This is a genomic window from Aeromonas sp. 604282 (assembly GCF_049170575.1).
GTDB lineage: Bacteria > Pseudomonadota > Gammaproteobacteria > Enterobacterales > Aeromonadaceae > Aeromonas > Aeromonas veronii_A.
Genome location: NZ_JAAKMV010000002.1, coordinates 201,143 through 223,762, shown reverse-complemented (window position 1 = coordinate 223,762; position 22,620 = coordinate 201,143). Strand labels below are relative to the sequence as shown.

General features: G+C 59.1%; 19 protein-coding genes. 10 read left to right on the top strand and 9 right to left on the bottom strand.

The window, feature by feature from the left end:
- Positions 1-5: 5 nt before the first annotated feature.
- From G5367_RS04065 to G5367_RS04055, 3 genes are read right to left on the bottom strand one after another with little or no spacing between them, the layout of a single operon-like run.
- Positions 6-524: a hypothetical protein gene (locus G5367_RS04065; protein ID WP_069555457.1), complete on the bottom strand. Its 519-nt coding sequence runs from the start codon at positions 522-524 to the stop codon at positions 6-8.
- Positions 505-1,125: a TetR/AcrR family transcriptional regulator gene (locus G5367_RS04060; protein ID WP_421243897.1), complete on the bottom strand. Its 621-nt coding sequence runs from the start codon at positions 1,123-1,125 to the stop codon at positions 505-507. Before G5367_RS04060 ends, G5367_RS04065 begins: the two co-directional genes overlap by 20 nt.
- Positions 1,126-1,136: 11 nt before the next feature.
- Positions 1,137-2,582: a coniferyl aldehyde dehydrogenase gene (locus G5367_RS04055; RefSeq protein ID WP_368171789.1), complete on the bottom strand. Its 1,446-nt coding sequence runs from the start codon at positions 2,580-2,582 to the stop codon at positions 1,137-1,139.
- 212 nt (positions 2,583-2,794) lie between these two features.
- Between G5367_RS04055 and G5367_RS04050 the strand changes: the two genes are divergently transcribed.
- From G5367_RS04050 to G5367_RS04040, 3 genes are all read left to right on the top strand, one after another.
- Complete coding sequence (locus tag G5367_RS04050) at positions 2,795-3,088, top strand: hypothetical protein (RefSeq protein ID WP_005353197.1); 294 nt, start codon at positions 2,795-2,797, stop codon at positions 3,086-3,088.
- Positions 3,089-3,309: 221 nt separating this feature from the next.
- Complete coding sequence (locus tag G5367_RS04045; RefSeq protein WP_158109355.1) at positions 3,310-4,278, top strand: nucleoside hydrolase; 969 nt, start codon at positions 3,310-3,312, stop codon at positions 4,276-4,278.
- A 106-nt stretch (positions 4,279-4,384) separates the two neighbouring features.
- On the top strand, positions 4,385-4,720 hold the full coding sequence (locus G5367_RS04040; RefSeq protein WP_005347215.1) for a DUF3634 family protein: 336 nt from the start codon (positions 4,385-4,387) through the stop codon (positions 4,718-4,720).
- A gap of 88 nt (positions 4,721-4,808) precedes the next feature.
- Here the strand turns inward: G5367_RS04040 and G5367_RS04035 are convergent, their stop codons facing one another.
- A complete protein-coding gene (locus G5367_RS04035; RefSeq protein ID WP_421243896.1) occupies positions 4,809-6,014 on the bottom strand; it encodes a c-type cytochrome in 1,206 nt (401 codons plus the stop codon).
- Entirely contained in the window at positions 6,011-7,936 is a 1,926-nt protein-coding gene (locus G5367_RS04030; protein ID WP_421243895.1) for an NAD(P)-binding protein, read from the bottom strand. The genes G5367_RS04035 and G5367_RS04030 overlap by 4 nt, the downstream gene beginning before the upstream one ends.
- Before the next feature lie 580 nt (positions 7,937-8,516).
- Here G5367_RS04030 and cyoA point away from each other — a divergent pair.
- The 7 genes from cyoA (at position 8,517) to G5367_RS03995 (ending at position 15,364) form a co-directional block, all read left to right on the top strand.
- On the top strand, positions 8,517-9,560 hold the full coding sequence (gene cyoA / locus G5367_RS04025; protein WP_216978417.1) for a cytochrome o ubiquinol oxidase subunit II: 1,044 nt from the start codon (positions 8,517-8,519) through the stop codon (positions 9,558-9,560).
- Positions 9,561-9,563: 3 nt separating this feature from the next.
- Positions 9,564-11,540: a cytochrome o ubiquinol oxidase subunit I gene (cyoB, locus tag G5367_RS04020; protein WP_216978418.1), complete on the top strand. Its 1,977-nt coding sequence runs from the start codon at positions 9,564-9,566 to the stop codon at positions 11,538-11,540.
- A 4-nt stretch (positions 11,541-11,544) separates the two neighbouring features.
- Complete coding sequence (locus G5367_RS04015; protein ID WP_216978419.1) at positions 11,545-12,159, top strand: cytochrome o ubiquinol oxidase subunit III; 615 nt, start codon at positions 11,545-11,547, stop codon at positions 12,157-12,159.
- Positions 12,160-12,489: a cytochrome o ubiquinol oxidase subunit IV gene (locus G5367_RS04010; protein WP_216978420.1), complete on the top strand. Its 330-nt coding sequence runs from the start codon at positions 12,160-12,162 to the stop codon at positions 12,487-12,489.
- Between the two features lie 11 nt (positions 12,490-12,500).
- Positions 12,501-13,397, top strand: a complete 897-nt coding sequence (gene cyoE, locus G5367_RS04005; RefSeq protein WP_216978421.1) for a heme o synthase — start codon at positions 12,501-12,503, stop codon at positions 13,395-13,397.
- A 161-nt stretch (positions 13,398-13,558) separates the two neighbouring features.
- Positions 13,559-14,929 carry an MFS transporter gene (locus G5367_RS04000; RefSeq protein ID WP_216978422.1) on the top strand — a complete coding sequence of 457 codons (1,371 nt, stop codon included), beginning with the start codon at positions 13,559-13,561 and terminating at the stop codon, positions 14,927-14,929.
- A 60-nt stretch (positions 14,930-14,989) separates the two neighbouring features.
- Positions 14,990-15,364 carry a DUF805 domain-containing protein gene (locus G5367_RS03995; protein WP_421243893.1) on the top strand — a complete coding sequence of 125 codons (375 nt, stop codon included), beginning with the start codon at positions 14,990-14,992 and terminating at the stop codon, positions 15,362-15,364.
- 82 nt (positions 15,365-15,446) lie between these two features.
- On the opposite strand, the gene G5367_RS03990 is transcribed toward G5367_RS03995, so the two are convergent.
- From G5367_RS03990 to G5367_RS03975, 4 genes are all read right to left on the bottom strand, one after another.
- On the bottom strand, positions 15,447-16,550 hold the full coding sequence (locus G5367_RS03990) for an ElyC/SanA/YdcF family protein (RefSeq protein WP_421243892.1): 1,104 nt from the start codon (positions 16,548-16,550) through the stop codon (positions 15,447-15,449).
- A 300-nt stretch (positions 16,551-16,850) separates the two neighbouring features.
- Entirely contained in the window at positions 16,851-17,603 is a 753-nt protein-coding gene (locus tag G5367_RS03985) for a DNA/RNA non-specific endonuclease (protein ID WP_421243891.1), read from the bottom strand.
- A 233-nt stretch (positions 17,604-17,836) separates the two neighbouring features.
- Entirely contained in the window at positions 17,837-19,729 is a 1,893-nt protein-coding gene (locus G5367_RS03980) for a PTS fructose transporter subunit EIIC (protein ID WP_421243890.1), read from the bottom strand.
- 442 nt (positions 19,730-20,171) lie between these two features.
- Positions 20,172-22,610, bottom strand: a complete 2,439-nt coding sequence (locus G5367_RS03975; RefSeq protein ID WP_421243889.1) for a GH92 family glycosyl hydrolase — start codon at positions 22,608-22,610, stop codon at positions 20,172-20,174.
- Positions 22,611-22,620 lie beyond the last annotated feature (10 nt).

Here is a 22,620-nt window from a genome sequence, read left to right as displayed (position 1 = left end):
GCGCGTTAGCCGGTCACCAGACCCAGATAGATGTTGCAGGCCCGGCCGATCTTGTTGGTCGGGGCGGGATAGTGGCGCAGCAGAGGCCGCGCGATAAAGGCGGGCAGGATCAGGGACTGCAACTGCTCAAGCCCCCGCACCAGATGCATGGCAACGGTCAGGTCTCCCTCCACCAGCAGCCGGTTTTCGCCAAACGCCTGATTGACCCCGAGCCGAAAACTCAGGGCGCGAAAGGCGATATTGGGATGCTTGAAGCGCACCCGCAGTGGATGGATGGTGGCATGGGGGGCGGCTGGCGCACCGGGATACCAGCGGCCACCCTGCTTGTGCATGTTCATGGCGTAGCCGATGCCGCCCACTTCGAGGCGAATAGCCAACCCGTCCGGCAACGGCGCCAATTCACGGCGTACCGCCTCGTCGGTGCGGGCGGCGCGACAGAGGGTGCGACCCACCACCCAGAGCAGTGTGGTGATCCAGAGGCGGCGGCCAAGTGCGGCCAGAGATTCAACGGTCGGAGTTGTCATAGGGGTTGGCTCCTGAGATGGCTGCCCAGAAGAGGGCGAACGCACTGGCTTGCCAGTAGTCGTCCTCTCCCAGTTCCGGTTGATCGACAAACAGTGATGCGCAGGCGAGGAACTGGCCCTGACACACCTCCAGCAACAGTGGCGTGGGGGCCTGCATCAGCTCGCCGCTGGCCTGCCCCTTTGCCAGCAGGGCAGGCAGAAAGCGCAGGGCATCGTTCAGGATCTGGCTGCGGGCCGGTCTGGCCAGCAACGGAGAGTGAAAGAAGCCGAGCACGAATTTGAGCTCATTGGGATGCGCCAGCATCCATCTCATCGCCAGCTGCCAGTAGTGGCGGGTTTGGTCGTACAGTGGCAGGGTGGGATCTGCTTCATGGATGGCGCTCCCCATCCGGGTCTTTACATCCTGATAGAGGGCGAGGATCAGCGCCTCCTTGCTCGGAAAGTGGTGGAACAGAGTGCCGTTGGCCACCCCGGCCGCCTTGGCGATACGGGCGGTGGCGGCCCCCTGCAGGCCATCTTCGGCGCAGAGGGCGAGGGCGGCATCCAGGATCTGGCGGCGCTTGTCGGTCATGGTTTGTGGCTGCGGGATAGCCTGCTTCATTGTCATCTCCATCAGCGCAGGAAGAAGGCCATCATCAGCTTCTGGATCCAGCTGTGGTAGGGGGGATGGATCAGGGAGCCGGTGGTGAACTTGCCGCGGGTCAGCACGGTTTTTGCCTTGGAGAAGGTAAGAAACCCCTCGTGGCCGTGGTAGTGGCCCATGCCGGAGGCGCCGATGCCGCCAAACGGCACATCGTCGGCAGCCACCTGAAACAGGCTCTCGTTGATCGCCATGCCGCCGGAGTGGGTCTCCCGGGTCACTCGCGCCTGCAACTCGGGATCGAAGCTCATCAGATAGAGGGCCAGCGGGCGGGGCCGCTCGGCCACATAGGCGAGCGCCTCCTCCAGGGTGTCGTAGGGGATGAGCGGCAGCAGCGGCCCGAAGATCTCCTGCTGCATTACCTGACACTGACCCGGCACCCCGGTCAGCAGATGGGGCACCAGCAGGCGACGCTGGTCGTCGCGGGCCGGGCTGCCACAGGGATGGAGCTGGGCACCCGCCTGCTCGGCTTCATCGAGCCAGCTGACGAGACGTTGATACTGGCGGTCGTTGATGATGGCGCCGTAGTCGGCGCTATTGAGCCCCTGCGGGTAGAGCTTGCTGAAGTGGCGGCGATAGGCGGCGATAAAGTTATCCACCTCGCTGCGGGGCAGCAGCACATAGTCGGGGGCGACGCAGATCTGCCCGGCGTTGAGGCTCTTGCCGAAGATCATCCGCTCGACCGCGGTGGCGACCGGCATGTCGGGGGCGATGAGACAGGGGCTCTTGCCACCCAGCTCAAGGGTGAGGGGGGTGAGCTGGGGCGCGGCGGCGGCCATCACCAGCTTGCCCACCATGGTGGAGCCGGTAAAGAGCAGGTGATCGAACGGCAGTGAGCTGAACGCTGCCGCCATCTGGGCATCTCCCTCGATGATGGCGATCTCGTTTTCGTCAAACACGCTGGTGAGCATGGTGCGCAGCACGGCGTTGGTATGGGGAGTGAACTCGGAGAGTTTCAGCATCGCCCGGTTGCCCGCCGCGATGGCGGTGATGAGGGGGCCAAGGCTCAGCATCACCGGAAAGTTCCACGGCACGATAATGCCGACCACCCCGAGCGGCTGGAAGTGCACCTCCACTTTGGCGGGGGCCAGCAGCAGGCCGGTGTGACGGCGGTGGGGCTGCATCCAGCGTTTGAGCCGCTTCTGGGTGTAGTTGATCTGCATGATGCAGGGCAGCACATCGGCGATCAGGCTGTCGTAGTGGCTGCGCTGACCATAATCTGCCGCCAGCGCCTTGCACAGCTGTCCCTTGTGGGCGAGCAACGCCTGTTTGAGCTTGGTCAGCTGCGCCCGGCGCTCGGCCAGGGTAGGCATGGGGTGAGCCAGACTCGCCCGCTTGAGCCGCGCCAGCTGATCCGGCAGGGACATCTTGATGGCGAGGATATCCTCAGGAGTGTGTTGAAGCTGCGCCGCACCCATGTTGTTCTCCGCATGAAAAATGACCGACTGATTAGTCGGTCTAAATCTAGCTGTTTGTTACCGGAATGTAAAGCTGGCAAGCTGTCTGCCGTTCACCATGAGCCGGACGCAAGAGAGAACTGTGTGTCTCCCCACACTTTTGTGGTTTGCTCGTTGGTGACTTATCCAATAAGGGGTAGTTTTTGGCTATTAACCTACACGGAGAGAGCACTATGACCAGGGAACTGAACAGCTTGTTGGCCCGGCTTGAAGATGTGGTTGAGCGGATGCCGGATTGCTTCAACACCTACGAATTCGCCCAGAAGCTGGCACTGCAATATCAGCCGGAATTCTTTGCCGCGGGCCACTCTCTGGCCGAGCACGAGGGCAAGGTACTGCGGGTGCTGCACCAGAAGATCGCCGAAGCGCTGGCAGGCAGCGAGATGGTGATTGAAGGGGCTCTGCTCCCCTGCGTCACCCCCTGGGGGGAGAAGGCGACCTCGCCGCGCTGGCACCGCAAGCACTGAGGGGCAAAGTCAGGCAGAACTGTGCCAGATAGCAGATAACGAACAACGATAAAGGGCGCGGCGCTGGCAACAGAGCCGCGTTTTTTTTATGCAGATTGTCGCCAGCTGCGTCTCGTTGTCGGGAGCAAAGGCCCGGTCTGTGATCCCATGCCGGGATACGAGACCGTCAGCCGGGTAGACTCTTCCTCTTGTCGCAGGGTTTGTCACCGTAGGAATTTCTCATGACCCATAAAATCATTCTGGATACCGATCCGGGTATCGACGATGCCATGGCCATCCTGTTTGCCGAGGCTCATCCCGCCATCGAGCTGCTCGCCATCACCACTGTTTTTGGTAACGCCACCATCGACAATGGCACCCGCAACGCCCTCTGGCTCAAGCAGAAGTACGGCATGAAGGCGGATGTGGTCAAAGGCGCTGCCGCCCCGCTGCTGCGCGAGCCGGTCGGCCCCACCACCATAGTCCACGGCCCGAGCGGCTTTGGCGACATGGAGGCGGGGGAGGTTACCATAGCCCCGGATCCTCGCCCCGCCTGGCAATATATTGTCGAGGCGGTGAAAGCCGCGCCGGGGGAGATCACCCTCGTCACTATCGGCCCGCTCACCAATCTGGCGCTGGCGCTGCAACAGGCGCCCGAGATTGTCTCGCTGGTGAAACAGGTAGTGGTGATGGGGGGCGCGTTTGGCGTCAACGGCCATCGCGGCAACGTCACTCCCTATGCTGAGGCCAATATTCACGACGATCCCGATGCCGCCGACCGGGTCTTTACCGCCGACTGGCCGGTGGTGATCATCGGGCTGGACGTGACCCAGCAGAGCTTCTTCAGCAGCGCCTATCTTGATGAGCTCAAGGACAAGGCGGGAGAGCCGGGCCGTTTCCTGTGGGATGTGAGCCGCTTCTACCTGCGCTTCTACTCCGAGAAACTGGGGCTCTCCGGTTGCCACGTCCACGATCCGTCCGCCATCGCCTATGTGATTGATCCGACACTCTTTACCCTGCGCGAGGGGCCGGTACGGGTTATCACCAGCGGTCCGGCCATCGGCCACACCCTGCAAAAGTTCGATGGCAAGCGCCACTCCCACGATGACTGGGCAGCCTATCGTCCGCAGCAGGTCGGGGTGGCGGTGCGCGATGAAGCCTTGCTGGCGCTCTATCGCGAGACGCTGGTGGGCTGGGGCAAGGATTGCTGAGCAAAGGGGCGCTATTGCGCTGACGCGGGGGCTGTGATCGGCGCCAAACAATCGGAGCGCATGGCCGCTTATACTGCCTGATATCAAGACCTTGGGAGGGATGAAGATGGCCTGGATTTCCTTGATCGTAGCGATTGCGCTGATCTGGTGGTTGATGAAGCTGGGGCGTGGCGCCCTGTTCGAGATCCGCCTTGCTCCCGGCAAGGTGGTGGTCAAGCAGGGCAAGGTCTCACCCGCTTTTATTGACCATGCCAAACAGATCCTGCGCCACGATACGGTACGCGGTCGCATTGTGGGGCAGCGCGATGGCGATGGTGTGAAGTTGATCTTCTCCCGCTCTATCCCCGAGCCGGTGGCCCAGCGGTTTCGCAATATCTTCCCCTATGGCGATTACCGCCAGCCAACGGCGCCACTGCCGGGGCCAAAATCCCGCAAGGGATAAGCACCGGAACATGGTTAATCAATAGCAAACGGGCCTCCAGTGGAGGCCCGTTTTTTATGGCACTTGGCCAAGAGAGGGCTGACAGCCCTTACTCCTTGCCGTGCAGCTCGCGCTGGGCCTTGACCGCCGCTGCCTTGACGGCGGTGCCTTGATTGCCCCAGGAAGCGCGCAGGGTGTTGACCAGCTCGGCCACCTGTTCGTCGTTGAGAGCCCAGGCATAACCCGGCATATGGTAGCCGATATGCCCCTGCGTAATGGGCGTCTCGGCACCGTGTAGCAGCACGTTGATCAGGCTCGACGGATCGCTCGCCAGCACGGTGCGGTTGTTCACCAGCGAGGGAATGACGTGGTCATTGCCCTGGCCGTTGACCCCGTGACAGGTGGAGCAGTACATGGCGTAGTCCGCCTTGCCGCTGGCACTGGCATAGGCACGGGCCCCTTTCTCCGCGACCGGCTCATCTTTCAGATCGGTGAGATAGGTGGCGATGCTGGCCAGATCGGCGTCGCTGAAATACTGGCTGCTGTGAGTGATCACTTCCCCCATGGGGCCCGCGACCGCTTCATGTTGGCTGCGGCCGGTTTTCAGCAGATCGATCAGCGCCTGCTTGCTGTAACGGCTGCCGCGAATGTCGGGGGCATACCAGCCATCCAGCGCCGCCCCGCTTAGGTAGACAGGGTCCGCCTCAGTCAGCGCTTTCTCCTGCATGCCAAGCCCGCGCGGAGTGTGGCAACTGCCGCAGTGACCGGCACCCTGCACCAGATAGGCGCCACGGTTCCACTCTTCGCTCTTGCCTGCGACCGGGGTGAAGCGGCTGTCGTCGTGGTAGATCCAGTTCCATCCCATCAGCGGCCAGCGCATGTTGAGCGGCCAGGGGATGTCGCTCTCTTTGTTGGCGATGGCCAGCGGTTGCACCTCCTTCATCAGGTAGTGATAGAGATCTTCGAGATCCTTATCGCTCATCTTGGCGTAGGCGGTGTAGGGCATGGCCGGATAGAGGTGATGGCCGTCGCGGGCCACCCCTTCACGCATCACCTTGATGAACTCCGGCAGGCTGTAGTTGCCGATACCGTGGGTCTTGTCGGGGGTGATGTTGGTGGCAAATACGGTGCCGATAGGGGTCGGGAATCCTTTGCCGCCTGCCAGCGGCTTGCTGGTCTCGCTGGTGTGACAGGCGGCGCAATCGCCCAGCTTGGCCACGTATTCCCCTGCCGACATAGCGGGGGCTGCGTGGGCGGCAAGGGTCGGCAGGGCCAGCAGCAGGGCGCTGGCAGTCAGTGACAGGGCGCGGCTCATTGGGCACCTCCCTTGCTCATGGCAACCAGCTCGTTGACGGCGCGCCACGCTTCGTCGATGGCGGCGTGGGCGTAGGGGCTCCAGCCTGCATCCGAGTTGGCGATGGTGATGTTGCCGATCGGTTGGCGACCCAGCTCGATCCACTTCTCGCACTGCTCCTCGTCATCAAACAGGGTGTTGGTGATATAGGAGTAGCCGTGGGACCAGCGGTTGACCGTGATGGCGAGGATATCCTGCTCATGGTTGAAACCGGCGCTGCCGAGCATCCCCTGCAGTTGCTCGCGGATCATCTGCTCGTGCTGCTCGAATGGCATGCCGAGGATCATGGCGCGCCCCTTGCGGGACTGCTCGCGTGCCGACAGGCCGCTGCCCGGCAGGGTCGGTACATAGACCATGTGCAGGCACATGGGCTGATCCGGGTTTTTGGGATGCTCATAACCACCGAGGTTGACCGGATAGTCGAGTTTGACCCGACTGTAGGGGGCTGCGGGGGAGTAGACCTCGTGCACCCCCAGCTTGACGAATGCTTGCCAGTTCTTGATCACCACCTTGGTGTAGACCAGCGGCGCCTTGACGTTCTGGCGCAGAGCCTCCTTCTGGGGCTCCGGCATCTCGGGCACCATGTAGGGGATCATCATGTTGTAGCCCGCCATGATCGACTGCTTGGCCCGTACCCGATGCAGCTTGCCCTCTTTGATGTAGGTGACATCCACCGCCAGCTTGCCATCGGCGAGGCGCACGTTTTTAGCCTGTAGCGCCGTGCTGCCAAGACGCAACCGTACCTTGTGCTCGGGCAGGTCGAGTTTGCTGTAGTCAAACTTGGCCAGCACCACATCCTGCATGGTGTGGCCCGGCGCCACCTGCGGGATGAGCTTGCGCACCATCAGTCGGGTGAGGCCGGCGTTGCCATCCGGGAAGTGGAAGATATACGGATCGTCCAGCTCCGCCTGCTCCTCTGCATCCAGCGGCGTCAGATTTAGGCCGTCGAACCCCGGCAAGGCGCAGAGGCGCGCATCGGCGCAGGCGGTGGCGTCGATGCCGACCGCCTGGAAGTCGTTGGTACGCTGCTGGAAGTAGGTGATTGCCCGCTCGCTCAGACCCACTTTATCGCGCAGGAAGGTTGTGTAGCTGTTGCGGGTGACCCACTCGTCCTGCTGCTCGCGGGTCATGCCGCTCAGGTAGTCGATCTTCGATTCGTGCAGGGCCAACAGGGCTGCTTTGTCGGCATCATCGAGGGGGAAGTCACCGATAAACTCCGCCAGCGGACGACCGTTAAGACGATCGCGCGGGATGTCATCCGCTACGTTATGGCCCGGATCCCCGTTCACTATCTTGTTGACGCCAAAGTGCTTCTCGTCGAAATAGACGCCGCGGCTCAGCCCCAGATCCGGATAGAAGGTCTGCTGGAACCCTTTGGCCAGCTCGTCGATGTTGACCTCCAGTGCCTTGAGCAGACCAAGCGCCACCGGGCTGTATACCGAGCGCGGTGATTGCAGGGATTCACTGCCGCCGTAGCCCAGACGCAGGCCATCGGGGGTGGTGAACTCGTTGCGCTTGGCGTGGCCGCCAAAGTCGTCGTGGTTGTCGAGCAGCAGGATCTTCTTATCTGCGCCGAGCAGTTGCTGATAGAAGCAGGCGGCGGCCAGACCGCTGATGCCAGCGCCGACGATCACCAGGTCGACCTCTTCCTCAAGAGGGAGATTGGCAAAGTCATACTGCTTGCCGTCACGGGCGATGCTGTGGGCCGGTTCGAAAGAGCCCGGGTGGTTACCGCGCAGGCCGGTGAGGGCGGGCGGGTAGGCCAGGGTTTTATCCGCCAGCGCGCTGCCGCCTTCGGCAGCCTTGAGCAGATTGATGGGGGCGATGCCTGCCGCAATGGTAATGGCAACGCCGTTGAGAAAATCTCTGCGTGTAATACTCATGGCAATACCTGCTGTATGAAAAATGGAAAAGCACAGAGTGGAATGGGTAGCTGACCAGCAGCAAGAGGACGCAACCTACCGCCATATTCGCATGGCGTCTATATAGTTTGATAATAACTTATTAAACAAATTATTCAAACAAGGGGCCAAGTGACAGACTTGTTCTGGTTAGCCGATTTTAAAAATAAACGCAGCAGAAATATAGGGCAGCTATCTGTGGGTGCATTTAACTATGTAAATGCAGATGTATTTAATTGGTCATTTATCATCGTAGCCAGCAGCTGTTTATTATTCATGCTGGAGGGCGAAATTTTAGCCTCATATATCCATATACTATGTGAGGTTTGTTGGTAGTTTAGTGTGCAGAGTTCAACTGTAATTTGAGATGGCAGTTCTGTTGATTAATTATAGGGAAAAGCACTATTTATAGTGACTTGGATGGTTGATTAACAATTTTCACATGCGTTCGCCAAGTTTTGCACAATCTCGGGATTAATTTTTCATGTTGTTTACATGTTCTGGTTCTGATCACAATGTTGCCCGTTTTTACAACTTTAGCCTGCGACCATAAGGACACTGCATGAGACCTTTTGAATTAAAGAGGGGCTTGGGTGCTTTGCTGTTGCTCGCATCGGCCAGCTTGCTGACCGGCTGCGACATGGCCTTGATGAACCCCAAAGGGCAGATTGGTCTGGAGCAGAAATCACTGATATTAACCGCCTTGGGGCTGATGTTAATTGTGGTGATCCCTGTAATTATTATGGCTGTGGTCTTTGCCCGCAAATACAGGGCATCAAATACCAACGCTAAATATACTCCGGATTGGTCTCACTCCAATAAAATTGAAGCGGTTGTGTGGACCGTGCCAATTATTATCATCGTCATCCTGGCAACCATTACCTGGAAAACGTCCCACGAACTGGATCCTTACAAACCGTTGGATTCTACGGTGAAGCCGATCCAGATTGATGTCATTTCCCTCGACTGGAAATGGCTGTTTGTCTACCCAGAATTAGGGATTGCCTCGGTCAATGAATTAGCATTCCCGGTCAATACCCCCGTCAATTTTCGGGTGACTTCAGACACAGTCATGAACTCTTTCTTCATTCCCAAGCTGGGCGGGCAAATTTATGCCATGGCAGGTATGCAGACCAAGTTGCATCTCATTGCCAATGAAGCAGGCGCGTATGACGGTATCTCCAGCAGTTATAGCGGAGCCGGTTTCTCGGGCATGAAGTTCAAGGCGATTGCCACGCAGGATCAGGCCGGTTTTGATGCCTGGGTTGCCAAAGTCAGGGCCTCTCCCAAGATGCTGACCACCATGGATGAGTTCAATGCGCTGGCCAAGAAGAGCGAAAACCACCCGGTGGAGTATTTCTCAAGTGCCGATCCGGCCCTTTTCGTCAAGCTGATCAACAAGTTTATGGGTGACATGGGGCATGGCGAGCACAAGGGGATGACCCATAAAGCCCCCTCAGAGCATGGCGCCGCCATGAATCACGATGACATGGCACATATGCAGATGGACCATGCCGCTATGGCGCATGACGGGCAGAAGGAGCATGCCGGACATATGAACGCGCCGTTGGATAACAAGGCTGTGCAAGCAGGATCCGAGGAATAACCGATGTTTGGAAAATTAACACTCGATGCCATTCCGTTCCATGAACCCATCATCATGGTGACGGTAGCCGGTATCATTTTGGGGGGGCTGGCCGTTGCCGGCCTGATCACCTATTTCGGCAAGTGGCAATATCTGTGGAAAGAGTGGCTTACCTCGGTCGACCACAAGCGTCTTGGGGTCATGTATCTGATCCTGGGTATGGTCATGATGCTGCGCGGCTTCGCCGATGCGGTGATGATGCGTACCCAGCAGGTGATGGCTTCGGCTGGTGGTGACGGCATTTTACCGCCGCATCACTACGACCAGATCTTCACCGCCCACGGGGTCATCATGATCTTCTTCGTGGCCATGCCACTGGTGATCGGTCTGATGAATATCGTCGTGCCGCTCCAGATCGGTGCCCGTGATGTGGCTTTTCCCTTCCTCAACAACATCAGCTTCTGGTTCACCGCCGCCGCCGTGGTGCTGATCAACGTCTCCCTCGGGGTCGGTGAATTCGCCCAGACCGGCTGGCTGGCCTATCCGCCCCTCTCCGGGCTGGAGTACAGCCCGGGGGTCGGGGTTGATTACTGGATCTGGAGTCTGCAGATCTCGGGTCTTGGTACCTTGCTGACTGGCGTCAACTTCTTCGCCACCATCATCAAGATGCGCGCTCCTGGCATGACCATGATGCGTCTGCCGGTGTTCACCTGGACGGCTTTGTGCTCCAACGTACTGATCATCGCCTCCTTCCCGATCCTGACCGTTACCATCGCCCTGCTCACCGCAGACCGCTATCTGGGTACCCATTTCTTTACCAATGACATGGGTGGCAACATGATGATGTACATCAACCTGATCTGGGCCTGGGGCCACCCCGAGGTTTATATCCTGGTGTTGCCGGTATTCGGGATCTTCTCCGAAGTGGTGGCCACCTTCAGCAAGAAGAAGCTGTTCGGCTACACCTCGCTGGTATGGGCGACCATTGCCATTACCGTGCTCTCCTTCATTGTCTGGTTGCACCACTTCTTCACCATGGGCTCGGGCGCAAACGTGAATGCCTTCTTCGGCATCACCACCATGATCATCTCCATCCCGACCGGGGTGAAGATCTTCAACTGGTTGTTCACCATGTACCGTGGTCGCATCGAGTTCACCTCACCCATGTTGTGGACCGTCGGTTTCATCATCACCTTCACCATAGGTGGCATGACAGGGGTACTGCTCTCGGTGCCGGCGGCCAACTTCGTGTTGCACAACAGCCTGTTCCTCATCGCTCACTTCCACAACGTCATCATTGGTGCCGTGGTATTTGGCTGCTTTGCAGGAATCACCTACTGGTTCCCCAAGGCGTTCGGCTTCACCTTGAATGAAACCTGGGGCAAGCGTGCTTTCTGGTGCTGGATTATCGGCTTCTTTGTTGCCTTCATGCCGCTTTACGTACTGGGCTTCATGGGGATGACCCGCCGCATCAGTCAACAGCTGGATCCGGCCTTCCACCCCTGGCTGGTGGTAGCCGCCTGTGGTGCCGGCCTGATTGCCCTTGGTGTCTTGTGCCAGGTGATCCAGCTGGTGGTCAGCATCCGTGACCGCGAGCAGAACCGTGATGTGAGTGGTGACCCCTGGGGTGGCCGGACGCTGGAGTGGGCGACCTCTTCACCGCCGCCCTTCTACAACTTCGCCATCGAGCCGAAGATCACCGGTCTGGATGCCTTCTGGGAGGCCAAGCAAAACGGTTCAGCCTATCAGCAGCCCAAGCAGTATGCACCGATCCACATGCCCAAGAACACCGGGGCAGGGGTGATCATCGCGGGCTTCAGCGCCGTCTTTGGCTTTGCCATGATCTGGCATATCTGGTGGATGGCCATCCTTGCCTTTGCCGCCATGATTGGCAGCTGGATCATCCACAGCTTCAACGATGACGTGGACTACTACGTCCAGGTTGACGAGATCACGCGCATCGAAGATCAGCATTTTGCCAACATTAACAAGGGGGCGTGACGCTATGGCGACCGACGTTCTACATCACACTCACGAGAGTGCCCATGACCATGGGCACCATGATGCCGGTGCCAACAAGGTGTTTGGTTTCTGGATCTACCTGATGAGTGACTGCATTCTGTTTGCATGTCTGTTTGCAACCTATGCGGTTCTGGTCAACGGCACTGCCGGCGGTCCGAGCGGCAAGGATATCTTCGAACTGCCGTTCGTATTTGCCGAAACCATGCTGCTGCTGTTGAGCTCCATCACCTTCGGTTTTGCCATGTTGGCGATGAACAAGAACCGGGTGTCTACCGTCAATGGCTGGTTGCTGGTGACCTTTGTGCTGGGTGCCGGTTTTATCGCGATGGAGATCTACGAGTTCCATCACCTGATCGCAGAAGGTTACGGCCCGGATCGCAGTGCCTTCCTCTCAGCCTTCTTTACCCTGGTTGGTACTCACGGTATCCACGTGACCAGTGGCCTGATCTGGATCATCGTGATGATGGTGCAGGTGGCCAAGAAGGGGCTGACCGATCGCAACCGCTCCCGCCTGATGTGCCTGAGCCTGTTCTGGCACTTCCTCGACGTTGTGTGGATCTGCGTCTTTACCGTGGTCTATCTGATGGGAGCAATGTAAATGAGTCATTCCGTTGATTCTCACGGCGCCAGCCACGGCAGCGCCAAGAGCTACCTGATCGGCTTCGTGCTGTCACTGATCCTGACTGCCGTACCGTTCTGGATGGTGATAGATGGCTCCGCCTCCCACACCACCGTGCTGGCCACCGTGGTTGGCATGGCGGTGGTGCAGATCTTCGTGCATCTGATCTACTTCCTGCATATGAATACCTCGTCTGAAGAGCGCTGGAACCTGGTGGCACTGGTCTTTACCGTGCTCATCATTGCCATCGTGGTCGTGGGTTCCCTGTGGATCATGTACAACCTCAACATCAACATGATGGTCCACTGAGCAGGCTGGCAATGATGAAGCAATACCTGCAAGTGACCAAGCCGGGCATCATCTTCGGCAACCTCATCTCGGTGATCGGGGGATTTCTGCTGGCTTCAAAAGGAAGCCTGGACCTGCCCCTGTTCATTCTGACCATGGTGGGTGTTTCGCTGGTGGTGGCCTCCGGTTGCGTGTTCAACAACTACATCGACCGGGACATCGACTGCATCATGGAGCGCACCAAGAACCGTGCTCTGGTGAAGGGGCTGATCGCCCCCGGCGTATCGCTCTGGTACGCCACCGCGCTTGGCATGGCGGGCATTGCACTGCTCTATTGGGCGGCCAATCCGTTGGCCGCTCTGCTGGCGGTGCTGGGCTTCATTGTCTATGTGGGGGTCTACAGCCTCTACATGAAGCGTCACTCGGTCTACGGCACCCTGGTGGGCAGCCTCTCCGGCGCCGCGCCGCCGGTCATCGGCTACTGTGCGGTGAGCGGTCAGTTCGACTCGGGGGCCTTGATCCTGCTGGCGATCTTCAGCCTGTGGCAGATGCCGCACTCCTATGCGATCGCCATTTTCCGCTTCAAGGATTATCAGGCGGCCAACATTCCGGTGTTGCCGGTGGTGAAGGGAATTTCGGTGGCCAAGCACCACATTACCCTCTACATCCTGGCCTTTATGGTGCCGACCCTGATGCTGTTCCTCGGCGGTTACGCCGGCTACAAGTATCTGGTGGTGGCCACTGCGGTGAGTGTCTGGTGGCTGGGGATGGCGCTGTCGGGTTACAAACAGCTGGTTGATGATGCTCTCTGGGCGCGCAAGCTGTTTATGTTTTCCATCGTCACCATTACCTGTCTGAGTGTCATGATGTCGGTAGACTTCCAGCCAGAGGCCGAGCCTGTGGCGCTGGTGAGCATGTTGCTCCGATAGTGTGCGTTGCTTCCGATTGCACGAGATCCAGAGCCGGGAACCTTCCCGGCTCTGTTATTATGGGGCCGCCCATCGGGTACTTTTCCCCTGTGTAGGGTGTGGCATGGTGCGTGTCGGCCACCCCTTGACTCTTCCTTGTTCCCTGAACTATCGAGGCCATCATGAATGATTTCACCATGACGAGGGGCGAGCGCCGTGCCACTTGGGCGCTCGGCTCCGTCTTCTCTCTGCGCATGCTTGGCATGTTTATGGTTCTGCCGGTGTTGACTACCTATGGCATGTCGCTGGCCGGTGCCTCCGAGGCGCTGATTGGCCTGGCCATCGGCATCTACGGCATGACCCAGGCTTTGTTCCAGATCCCGTTCGGTTTGCTTTCCGACAAGGTGGGCCGCAAGCCACTCATCATCGGCGGTCTGCTGGTGTTTGCTCTTGGCAGTGTGATCGCTGCGCTGACTCACTCTATCTGGGGCGTGATCCTCGGCCGCGCCCTGCAGGGGAGCGGCGCTATCTCGGCGGCCGTGATGGCGCTCTTGTCGGATCTCACCCGCGAACAGAACCGCACCAAGGCGATGGCTTTTATCGGGGTGAGCTTTGGTATCACCTTCGCCATTGCCATGGTGACTGGCCCCCTGATTACTCATGCGCTGGGACTCTCCGGCCTGTTCTGGCTCATCGCCCTGCTGGCGCTGGGGGGCATCGCCGTCACCCTCTGGCTGGTGCCGACACCGACAACTCATCTGCTCAATCGAGAGTCCGGCATGGTCAGGGGCGGGATGCGCACTGTGCTGACCAATCCGCGCCTGCTCAAACTCAATCTCGGCATTTTGTGCGTGCATACCCTGTTGATGTCGAGCTTCGTGGCGTTGCCGCCGCTGCTGGAGCAAGCGGGTCTGCCTCGGGACAGCCAGTGGCAGGCTTATCTGGTCACCATGCTGATCGCCTTCGTCAGCGTTGTGCCCTTCATCATCTATGCCGAGACGCGCAGAAAGATGAAGTTGGTGTTCCAGATCTGCGTGCTGGTGATGCTCAGCGCCGAAGTGGTGCTGTGGCAGGCTGGCCTGCAGTTGTGGGGCCTGCTCGCCGGCCTGCAGCTCTTCTTCATCGGCTTCAACGTGATGGAGGCGTTGCTGCCATCCCTGATCAGCAAGGAGTCGCCACCGGGTTACAAGGGGACGGCCATGGGGATCTACTCCACCAGCCAGTTTATCGGAGTGGCTATCGGTGGCAGCCTGGGGGGCCTGCTCTACAGTCTGGGTGGTGGCGCCCTGGTGTTTGGCGGCTGCTCTGCGCTGGCCCTTGTCTGGCTCGGGGTCAGCCTCACCATGCAGGAGCCCCCCTATGTGAGCAGTCTGCGCATCCTGTTACCGGAAGGGGTGGAGGCGAGCCCTGCACTGGAGCAGAAACTCCGTGCCTGCGATGGGGTGAACGATGTACTGCTGGCACGGAAGGAACGTTCGCTCTATGTGAAGGTGGACAGCAAACGGGTCAGTCGCCAGGATCTGGAGCAGCTGGTGATCGACGCCGGACACTGATCGCGCTAAGCTCGGTTCGGATCTGCAACTACTTGTTTTTGAAAACAGTCTGGAGGCGCAATGAACTGGTATCTCTCGGTCCTCAAGCAATATGCGGTATTCAGCGGGCGGGCCCGTCGCACCGAATACTGGATGTTCGTGCTGTGCAACGTCATCGCCATGTTGCTGCTCGGCATGGTGGACAAGCTGATCGGCGGCGACAATGAGCTGATCAGCTCCATCTATTCGCTGGCGGTGCTGCTTCCATCGCTGGCGGTGGCGGCCCGTCGCCTGCACGATACCGACCGCAGCGCATGGTGGCTGCTGCTCGGGCTTATCCCAATTATCGGCACCCTGGTGCTTATCTACTTTATGGTTTGCAACGGTCAGCAGGGGCCGAACCGCTTCGGTGACGATCCCAAAGCGGCCCCCTCACAGGGCTTTATCGTCAGCTAACGGGCGCGGCTTGGCCAACCATCGGTCAACAAAAAGAGAGGGAGGCATCACGCCTCCCTCTCTTTTTCATTTTGATGGCCGATCAACGCTCGATCAGCGGGGCGGAGCGGTAGCTCCACATGCCGTAGGTGCGCAGGGCGTCGCGATAGATGCCGAGCAGCTCGCTCTCGCTCGGGGTGGCCAGCTCCTCGAGGGGCTTGTCGGGGTAGCTGACGCTCGCCACCTTGATGTTGGCCGGGCCAATCTGGTCGCAGGCGATTTCCAGCACCGTCTGGCCGCGGCGTACATGGCTGGCGGAGCTTACCAGCACCGCATAGTCAATCTGGTGGCGGGCGAGGGCATAGGCGCTGTAGAGGGCGTTATCCACCGTGCTGGTGGCGTAGTTCTCTTCAATCAGGCGGCTGCGATCGATGCCGTGGTTGGCCAGCCAGTCGGCCATCAGCTTGCCCTCGGTCTGGCGGTTCTGGGGCACGCCGCCGGTCAGGATGAGCAGCGCTTCCGGGTCGGCTTTGGCCAGCTCAAGGGTGGTTTGCAGGCGGCCCAGCAGGATCTTGTCCATGCTGCCGTCGGGATTGAGGGCGTAGCCCAGGGTGACGATGGCGCGTTTGCCCTCCCTGCTGGCCTTCACCTGATCCTCGGTCAGTTCGGTCTGCAGCGGGGCGGCGGTGATCCGCTGCACCCGGGCGATGATCTCCTCCAGATCGGCGGCGCGGCCACTGTTGCGATCAGCCACTTTCGCCAGATAGCTGCGGGAGGCATCCTTGTTGCCCTTCACCAGCTGCCAGATGGCGAGATAGCTGTTGATGTCGAGATCATCGGGGGCGACGGCCTGCGCCTGCTCCAGCAAGGTGATGGCGCGGCTCAGGTTGCTGTTGTAGATCTGGGCGTTGGCCGCCGAGATGAGCAGGTCGGTGCGGTAGGGTTCAAGCTGGTAGGCGGCCAGCAGCCGCTCGGTCACCAGCTCCATATTGCTCGGCATCTTGGCGGTAAAACCGGCGTGGGAGATCTTGGCTGGCGACTTGTAGATCTGCAGCGCTTCGCCGAGCAGCATGTCCACTGCCTGGCGTTTGCTGACCAGGGTATTGAGGTCGTGCTCCATCTGCATCGAGCTCTCAGCCGCTTGCAGGGCGAGGGGGGAGAGCGCCAGCAGGCCGCCGAGGGTGAGGGCAAGAAGGGTCTGTTTCATCAAAAGGTCCTCTGTCGGGCTGAATCGCGCCGTGGCGCAGCGGCTTGTGGGCCGATGGGATAAGGCAAATGTGCGTCAATTCAGTCTGTTAGTGCCAAAGAGAGGGCAATATACCAGCTAACGGTGCGGCAAACTGTGAGTCGGGGCGAGTCGTCGGGTGATGCCACACCAGTGGCCGCAAAAGTGGCCGCAACGGGTCAGCAGCCATCTGAAAAGGGCAGGGGGAGTTTAACTCCCCCTGCCTCTGTTGCGATGCAAGACTGATGGCGTCTCAATCTATCTGCTGACGAGTATTCGCGGTCAGTTCCACATCGGGGAGATGCGGGCTTCCAGCGTCTCTTGCTGCTCTTCGGGCATATCGCTGAAGAAGTTGAGCTGGGTCTGCTCTTCCACCTCGCGTACCGAGACCCGGTAGTCGGCGATCTGGCTGATGGGCACCTCTTCCTGCGGCATGATAAAGGCGATGGCCTGCAGTCTGGCCGGGTCCATCACGATCTTGTAGTAGGCGCTCGGGATCGCCACACCCTGTCCGATGGACTCTTCAGAGCCGGTAAAGATGGGGCCGGTGATCACCTGCACATCCTTGCGGGAGACCGCCCACTTGTTCACCTTGTCCTCCAGCACGCGCCACGCCTTCTGGTTGAGCACCCCGATCTGCGGCGTCATGTTGCTCAGCAGGAAGCTCTCTTTCATGGTGTTCTTGTTCGATTTCATGTCCCCTGCCGGGGCCTGATGGCCACGATCGTAGCCCGAGCCCTTGTAGTCGGAGAGGGTGGCGCGGTAGGCGACTGGGATCTCCCTGTCCTCGGCGAAGGCATCCTTGCGCGGCACTGTGCCCTGTGCGCTCTGGGCGGTCATCCGGTAGGAGACCCAGTCCGCCACCTTGTAGTCGTAGTTGTAACCGACGGCATACCCTTCCCGGCAGAGCTTCTGATCCGATTCGGAGGGGAGGCCGAAACGCACGTGGTCCCCACACGCCCAGTGGGCCGCCAGCAAGGGGGTGGTAGTGAGGGTGAGGGTAACAGCCAGAACCAATTTATTGATTTTTATCATTTTTGTGATGCTCCAGTTTAGTAGGCGGAGCCATTTGACATGAGATCTGACCAGCGCTTCAATTGCTGTTTTTTTACACGTCACCGTTCTGTGACGGCTCGCCAAGATCCGTGATGTGACTGGTTAATATGTTTTAAATCAGTTGCTTGGTCGGTGGGATGATGTGCGGTTGCTCGGCAGACAACGAAAAGGGGCCCGCGATGGGCCCCTTGTGATGAGCTGTCTGACTGCTATCAGGCGGCGTTTGCCTTGTTGCCCTGCGTGCGGGCCAGCAGTGCTTCCGGATTGTGAATCGCCTCCTTGGTCTTCACATCGATGACTTCGATATCGGTGAAGCGCTCGCGGTTCTTGATAGCCACGTCGTGGGCGAAGATGACGCAGCGGGCGTTGGCGACATCCTTGGCGGTAATGCGGTTGATGATGCCGTTGGCGCCCTGGGTCTCGACCTTGATCTTGATCCCCTGCTGGGCGGCAGCCTTCTGCAGGCTCTTGGCGGCCAGGAAGGTGTGGGCTACGCCAGACGGGCAGGCAGTGATGGCCAGTACGTCTGCTTCCCCTTCCGCTTCAATGACTTCGAAGCTGGTTTGGGGGGTAGTGACGTCATCTTCTTCGCTCACTGGCTTCTTCAGCAGGTTGACGATGATGGCGGTGGTCAGTGCGCCGAGGATGGTGCCCAGGATGTAACCCATCTTGCCTTCAACAACCGGCAGGACAATCCAGCCACCCCAGGGGGCGTGGTTGATACTGTGCATCATAAAGCCGGTGATGTTGCCGACGATGCCGCCTGCGACGATGGCCGGGATAACGCGCATGGGGTCAGCAGCGGCGAACGGGATAGCACCTTCACTGATACCGATCATGCCCATGATGGCGGCCGCTTTACCGGATTCACGCTCTTCTTTCTTGTAACGCTTCGGAGACATGAAGGTCGCCAGCGCCATACCCAGCGGCGGTACACAGATGGCGATACCGACGCCGCCCATCAGCCAGGGCTGGGTGTTGACCTGAGTCTGGGCAAACAGGGTAGCAACCTTGTTGACCGGGCCGCCCATATCGAAGGCGGTCATACCACCCAGAATGGCACCCAGCATCACTTTACCTGAGCCCGCCATGCTGGAGAGCCAGTGGTTCATCCCTTCCATCATGGCGGCGATCGGGGCACCGATCCCCCACATCACGATGCCACACACCAGGAAGGTACCGATCAGCGGATAGATGAAGATGGAGCCGAGGGAGGTCATGGAGTCAGGCAGCTTGATCCGTTTTAGCTGATTGACCACGAAGCCGGCGATAAAGCCCACCAGAATGGCGCCGAGGAAACCGGTTTGATAGTGCTGAACGGCAATCCAGGAGCCGATCATGCCCGGGGCCAGGCCCGGTTTGTCAGCCAGCGAGTAGGCGATGTAGCCACCCAGTACGGCAGTAAACAGGGTCAGGCCGGCGATACCCATGGTCGCCATATCCTTGAGGAAGCCCGCTTCCGGCACGGCGCCCTTGCCGCTCATCATCACCGACAGTGACAGCAGCACACCGCCTGCCACGATGAAGGGGATCATGTGGGAGGTACCAAACAGCAGGTGCTGCTTCATGGTGTTGAGGCGATCCTTGAAGGTGCGATCGGTGGGTTCAACCGGAGCAGTGGCAGCCGGTTTGGCGGCAGGGGCGGGTTTTTCCATTTTCGGGCCTTGCTTGAGCAGAGTCAGGGCTTGCTCGACGGTAGTGGCCGCCTTCATCTGCTCGATAAAGCCCGGTTCCAGCAGACGGGTAGAGAGCTCCGCCAGCACTTCGATGTGGTGGTTGGCGCCGCCATCCGGGGAGGCGATCATGAAGATCAGCTGGGTCGGCTTGCCATCTTCGGCGCCGTACTCGATACCCTGACGGCTGACACCGATGGCAATGGCCGGACGGCTGACCGCCTTGCTCTTGGCGTGGGGCAGGGCGACACCCTGCTCGAAGCCGGTGCAGTCCAGCTGCTCGCGGGCCCAGATATCCTTGACGAATTGCTGTTGATCAGACACGGCGCCCTCGCGCGCCAGCATCTGTGCCATCTCGTCGAACAGGGCCTCCTTGCTGGTGGCCTTCAACTCCAGGCAGATGAGTCTGCCGTTGGTCATGGTGGGTAACATCTCACTCTCCTTCCCTGTAAGGGCTAAGTCATGCGTTGCGAATTGGGCTCATTATTGCCCTCACGGGTAGGGTTGGACAGGCGATGAATGTAGCAATAACTGGATTTTTGTTGCATGGTTTTGCTGGTGTGATCCAGCTCGCAAAGTATTGAGCTTCAACTCAATAGTTGTTTTTGTTTAATTCATGGCGGGATGTGACAGCGGTCAAGGTATGACAGAAAAACCCTTGTAATGGGATTTACAGCCATTTTTTGCGGTTTATTGCCCGATTTAAGGCTGATTTGAGAAAAACGGGTTAATGGCTGAACCAGGGCTTCCCACTGGAAAATAAAATGGCCCAGCGCTGATTGGATTTTATCAATCCATCTGGCGTGGGCCGTCGGGTATCACAAAGTGACATTTTCGGGTTGCGTGCTGGATGTCACCTCAATGCTATCGTTAGTTACTTTTGTGGCGGGGTATCGCCCATCACGAAGTGGAGGTTGCCCCCCGGTACAAACTCCTTGTGCTCGAAGAAGAGACCATCTTTGAGCGGTTTGCCATTGATGGTGGCCGACTGGACATAGCGGTTCTTGGCGCTGTTGTTATCGGCGATGATGGTGAAGGTTCCCCCCTTGACCGGGATGGTCGCTTTGGCAAATAGCGGGCGGCCAATAGTGTAAACGGGGTCTGCCGCATTCACCTGATAGAAGCCAAGTGCTGACATCACATACCAGGCAGACATGGAGCCCACATCCTCGTTGCCTATGATGCCTGCCGGGGTGTTCGAGTACATGGTGTCGAGGATGTAGTCGACCGTCTCCTGAGTTTTCCACGGCTCCGATGTCCAGTTGTAGAGGTAGGGAATATGGTGGGAGGGTTCATTGCCGAAGGCCACCTGACCCATCATCCCGGTCATGTCAGCGGTCTCCGACCCCTGACTCTCGGCGGCGAAGGTGGCGTCCAGATTCTGCTTGAATGCCTCTTCTCCGCCCATCGCGGTTTTCAGCCCCTTGATGTCATGGGGCACAAACCAGGTCCACTGCCAGGCGTTGCCCTCGGTATAGTTGCCGGTCTCATGCTCGGTGCCATAGGGATCAAATGGCGTCATGAAGGAGCCATCGATCATCACCGGACGCATGAAACCGGTCACCCCGTACTGGGCGTATTCGGCCGCATTGTGATCGAAGTAGCGCTGGTAGCCGTTAGAACGGGCCAGATAGCGCGCTTCGGCCGCCGGGTTGCCGGCCGCCTTGGCGATCCGGGCGATGGCCCAGTCATAGAAGGCGTTCTCCAGACCGTAGGAGACCGACTCGAGGGTGTAGTCAGCGAAGACGGGCTGACCGTCGATCCGCTGCACTGCCGGGGCGAAGCCGTTTTTCTCGATGTAATCGATGTGGTTGGTCAGGGTCTTGTCCAGCACCGCCTTGTCCCACTCGGTCGCCAGCATGGGGTAGTTGGTATAGGTGGAGGAGTCGATGGCGGCCGTGAGCGCCAGATTTTTCTCCTGCGCAGTGAAGGCATCGGGGTATTTGGTGATGGCGTCGGCAATCACCACCACCGCCGGATAGCCCACCATGGTGCCTGTCTCATCCCCCAGATGCTCCCACTTGGGCAGCAGGCCGCTCTCCAGATACTTCTGGAGCAGGTTCTTGGCATACTGCACGGCGCGGGTGGGTTCGGTGATGGTTTTGAGCGGGTGCAGCGCTCGCTGGGTGTCCCACAGTGAGTAGACCGAGAAGTTGGGCTGATCTTCGCTTGCCTGGCCATAGTGGATGGAGTAGCTGCCTTCCCCCTTGGCCTGCGCCCCTTTGCCCATGCCGCGGTAGTTGCCATCCACATCCTGATGGACGATGGGGGCGATCTTGGTGTGGTAGAGGGCGGTGTAGAAGATCTCGTTTTGCTCCTTGCTGCCCCCCTCGATGGTGAAATTGAGGGCGTTGGCCCACTTCTCGCGGGCGTTGGCGCGGGCCTCGTCAAACGAAACATCCCCTTCGGCCTGGTAGTTGTTCCATGCGCCGGTGGCATCGACCGCCGATAGGGCAACTTTGGCGTTCAGTTGGGCTGAGCCGCCCTCTTCAAATTCGACGTAAGCGGTGACATCCGCTTTGGATTTGGCCTTGTGCTCGGCGCTCAAGCCCTCTACCGGCACACCACCAGCGAGGATGTAGACCCCTTTGATCTTCTTGTCGAAGGTCGCATGGAAGAAGATCTTCTGGTTTTTCGCCCAGCCGGAGAAGTGAGTCGCATCTCGCTCGCCGGTGATGGTGTAGCCATCTTCGCTGACGGTGAGTTTGTTGCGCAGCGAACTCGATCCCCAGTCGCTGTTGAGGATCGAGTTCAAATCGATCTTCAGCCGTTGGGGTTGCCCCTGCGGATAGGTGTAGCGGTGAAAGCCCACCCGCTCGGAGGCGGTCAGCTCGGCCTTGATGCCATTCTCGGCGATGCGCACCGCATAGTAGCCAGGCTCGGCCTGCTCGGATTTTTTGTCCATTTTGACCGAGATGGCTTTGCGGTAATCATCGCTTTGCTCGATGTATTTGGATTTATCTTCGGTAAAGGGCAGGAACAGAATATCCCCCAGCCCCCCCATGCCGGTGCCTGAGAGGTGGGTGTGGGAAAATCCGAACAGGGTATCTTTGTCAAAGTGATAGCCGGAGGAGGAGTGCCAGCCGATCAACTCGGTATCCGGCGAGAGTTGCACCATGCCCTCCGGTACCACAGGGCCGGGAAAGGTGTGACCGTTAAAGCCAGTGCCAACGAATGGGTTCACATATTGCAACACATTGGTTGGCGTTGGCTTTTGATCGTCGTTATTGTCGCTGCTGTTATCTGAATCGCAGCCGGATAACATGGCTACCGTGCTGGTCAGGGCAATGGCCAGAATATTTTTCTTGAACATATTGAGCGGC

Coding starts and splice junctions, on each gene's coding strand:
- G5367_RS04065 (WP_069555457.1), bottom strand. CDS start 524: ATGACAACTCCGACCGTTGAATCTCTGGCCGCACTTGGCCGCCGCCTC.
- G5367_RS04060 (WP_421243897.1), bottom strand. CDS start 1,125: ATGAAGCAGGCTATCCCGCAGCCACAAACCATGACCGACAAGCGCCGC.
- G5367_RS04055 (WP_368171789.1), bottom strand. CDS start 2,582: ATGGGTGCGGCGCAGCTTCAACACACTCCTGAGGATATCCTCGCCATC.
- G5367_RS04050 (WP_005353197.1), top strand. CDS start 2,795: ATGACCAGGGAACTGAACAGCTTGTTGGCCCGGCTTGAAGATGTGGTT.
- G5367_RS04045 (WP_158109355.1), top strand. CDS start 3,310: ATGACCCATAAAATCATTCTGGATACCGATCCGGGTATCGACGATGCC.
- G5367_RS04040 (WP_005347215.1), top strand. CDS start 4,385: ATGGCCTGGATTTCCTTGATCGTAGCGATTGCGCTGATCTGGTGGTTG.
- G5367_RS04035 (WP_421243896.1), bottom strand. CDS start 6,014: ATGAGCCGCGCCCTGTCACTGACTGCCAGCGCCCTGCTGCTGGCCCTG.
- G5367_RS04030 (WP_421243895.1), bottom strand. CDS start 7,936: ATGAGTATTACACGCAGAGATTTTCTCAACGGCGTTGCCATTACCATT.
- cyoA (WP_216978417.1), top strand. CDS start 8,517: ATGAGACCTTTTGAATTAAAGAGGGGCTTGGGTGCTTTGCTGTTGCTC.
- cyoB (WP_216978418.1), top strand. CDS start 9,564: ATGTTTGGAAAATTAACACTCGATGCCATTCCGTTCCATGAACCCATC.
- G5367_RS04015 (WP_216978419.1), top strand. CDS start 11,545: ATGGCGACCGACGTTCTACATCACACTCACGAGAGTGCCCATGACCAT.
- G5367_RS04010 (WP_216978420.1), top strand. CDS start 12,160: ATGAGTCATTCCGTTGATTCTCACGGCGCCAGCCACGGCAGCGCCAAG.
- cyoE (WP_216978421.1), top strand. CDS start 12,501: ATGATGAAGCAATACCTGCAAGTGACCAAGCCGGGCATCATCTTCGGC.
- G5367_RS04000 (WP_216978422.1), top strand. CDS start 13,559: ATGAATGATTTCACCATGACGAGGGGCGAGCGCCGTGCCACTTGGGCG.
- G5367_RS03995 (WP_421243893.1), top strand. CDS start 14,990: ATGAACTGGTATCTCTCGGTCCTCAAGCAATATGCGGTATTCAGCGGG.
- G5367_RS03990 (WP_421243892.1), bottom strand. CDS start 16,550: ATGAAACAGACCCTTCTTGCCCTCACCCTCGGCGGCCTGCTGGCGCTC.
- G5367_RS03985 (WP_421243891.1), bottom strand. CDS start 17,603: ATGATAAAAATCAATAAATTGGTTCTGGCTGTTACCCTCACCCTCACT.
- G5367_RS03980 (WP_421243890.1), bottom strand. CDS start 19,729: ATGTTACCCACCATGACCAACGGCAGACTCATCTGCCTGGAGTTGAAG.
- G5367_RS03975 (WP_421243889.1), bottom strand. CDS start 22,610: ATGTTCAAGAAAAATATTCTGGCCATTGCCCTGACCAGCACGGTAGCC.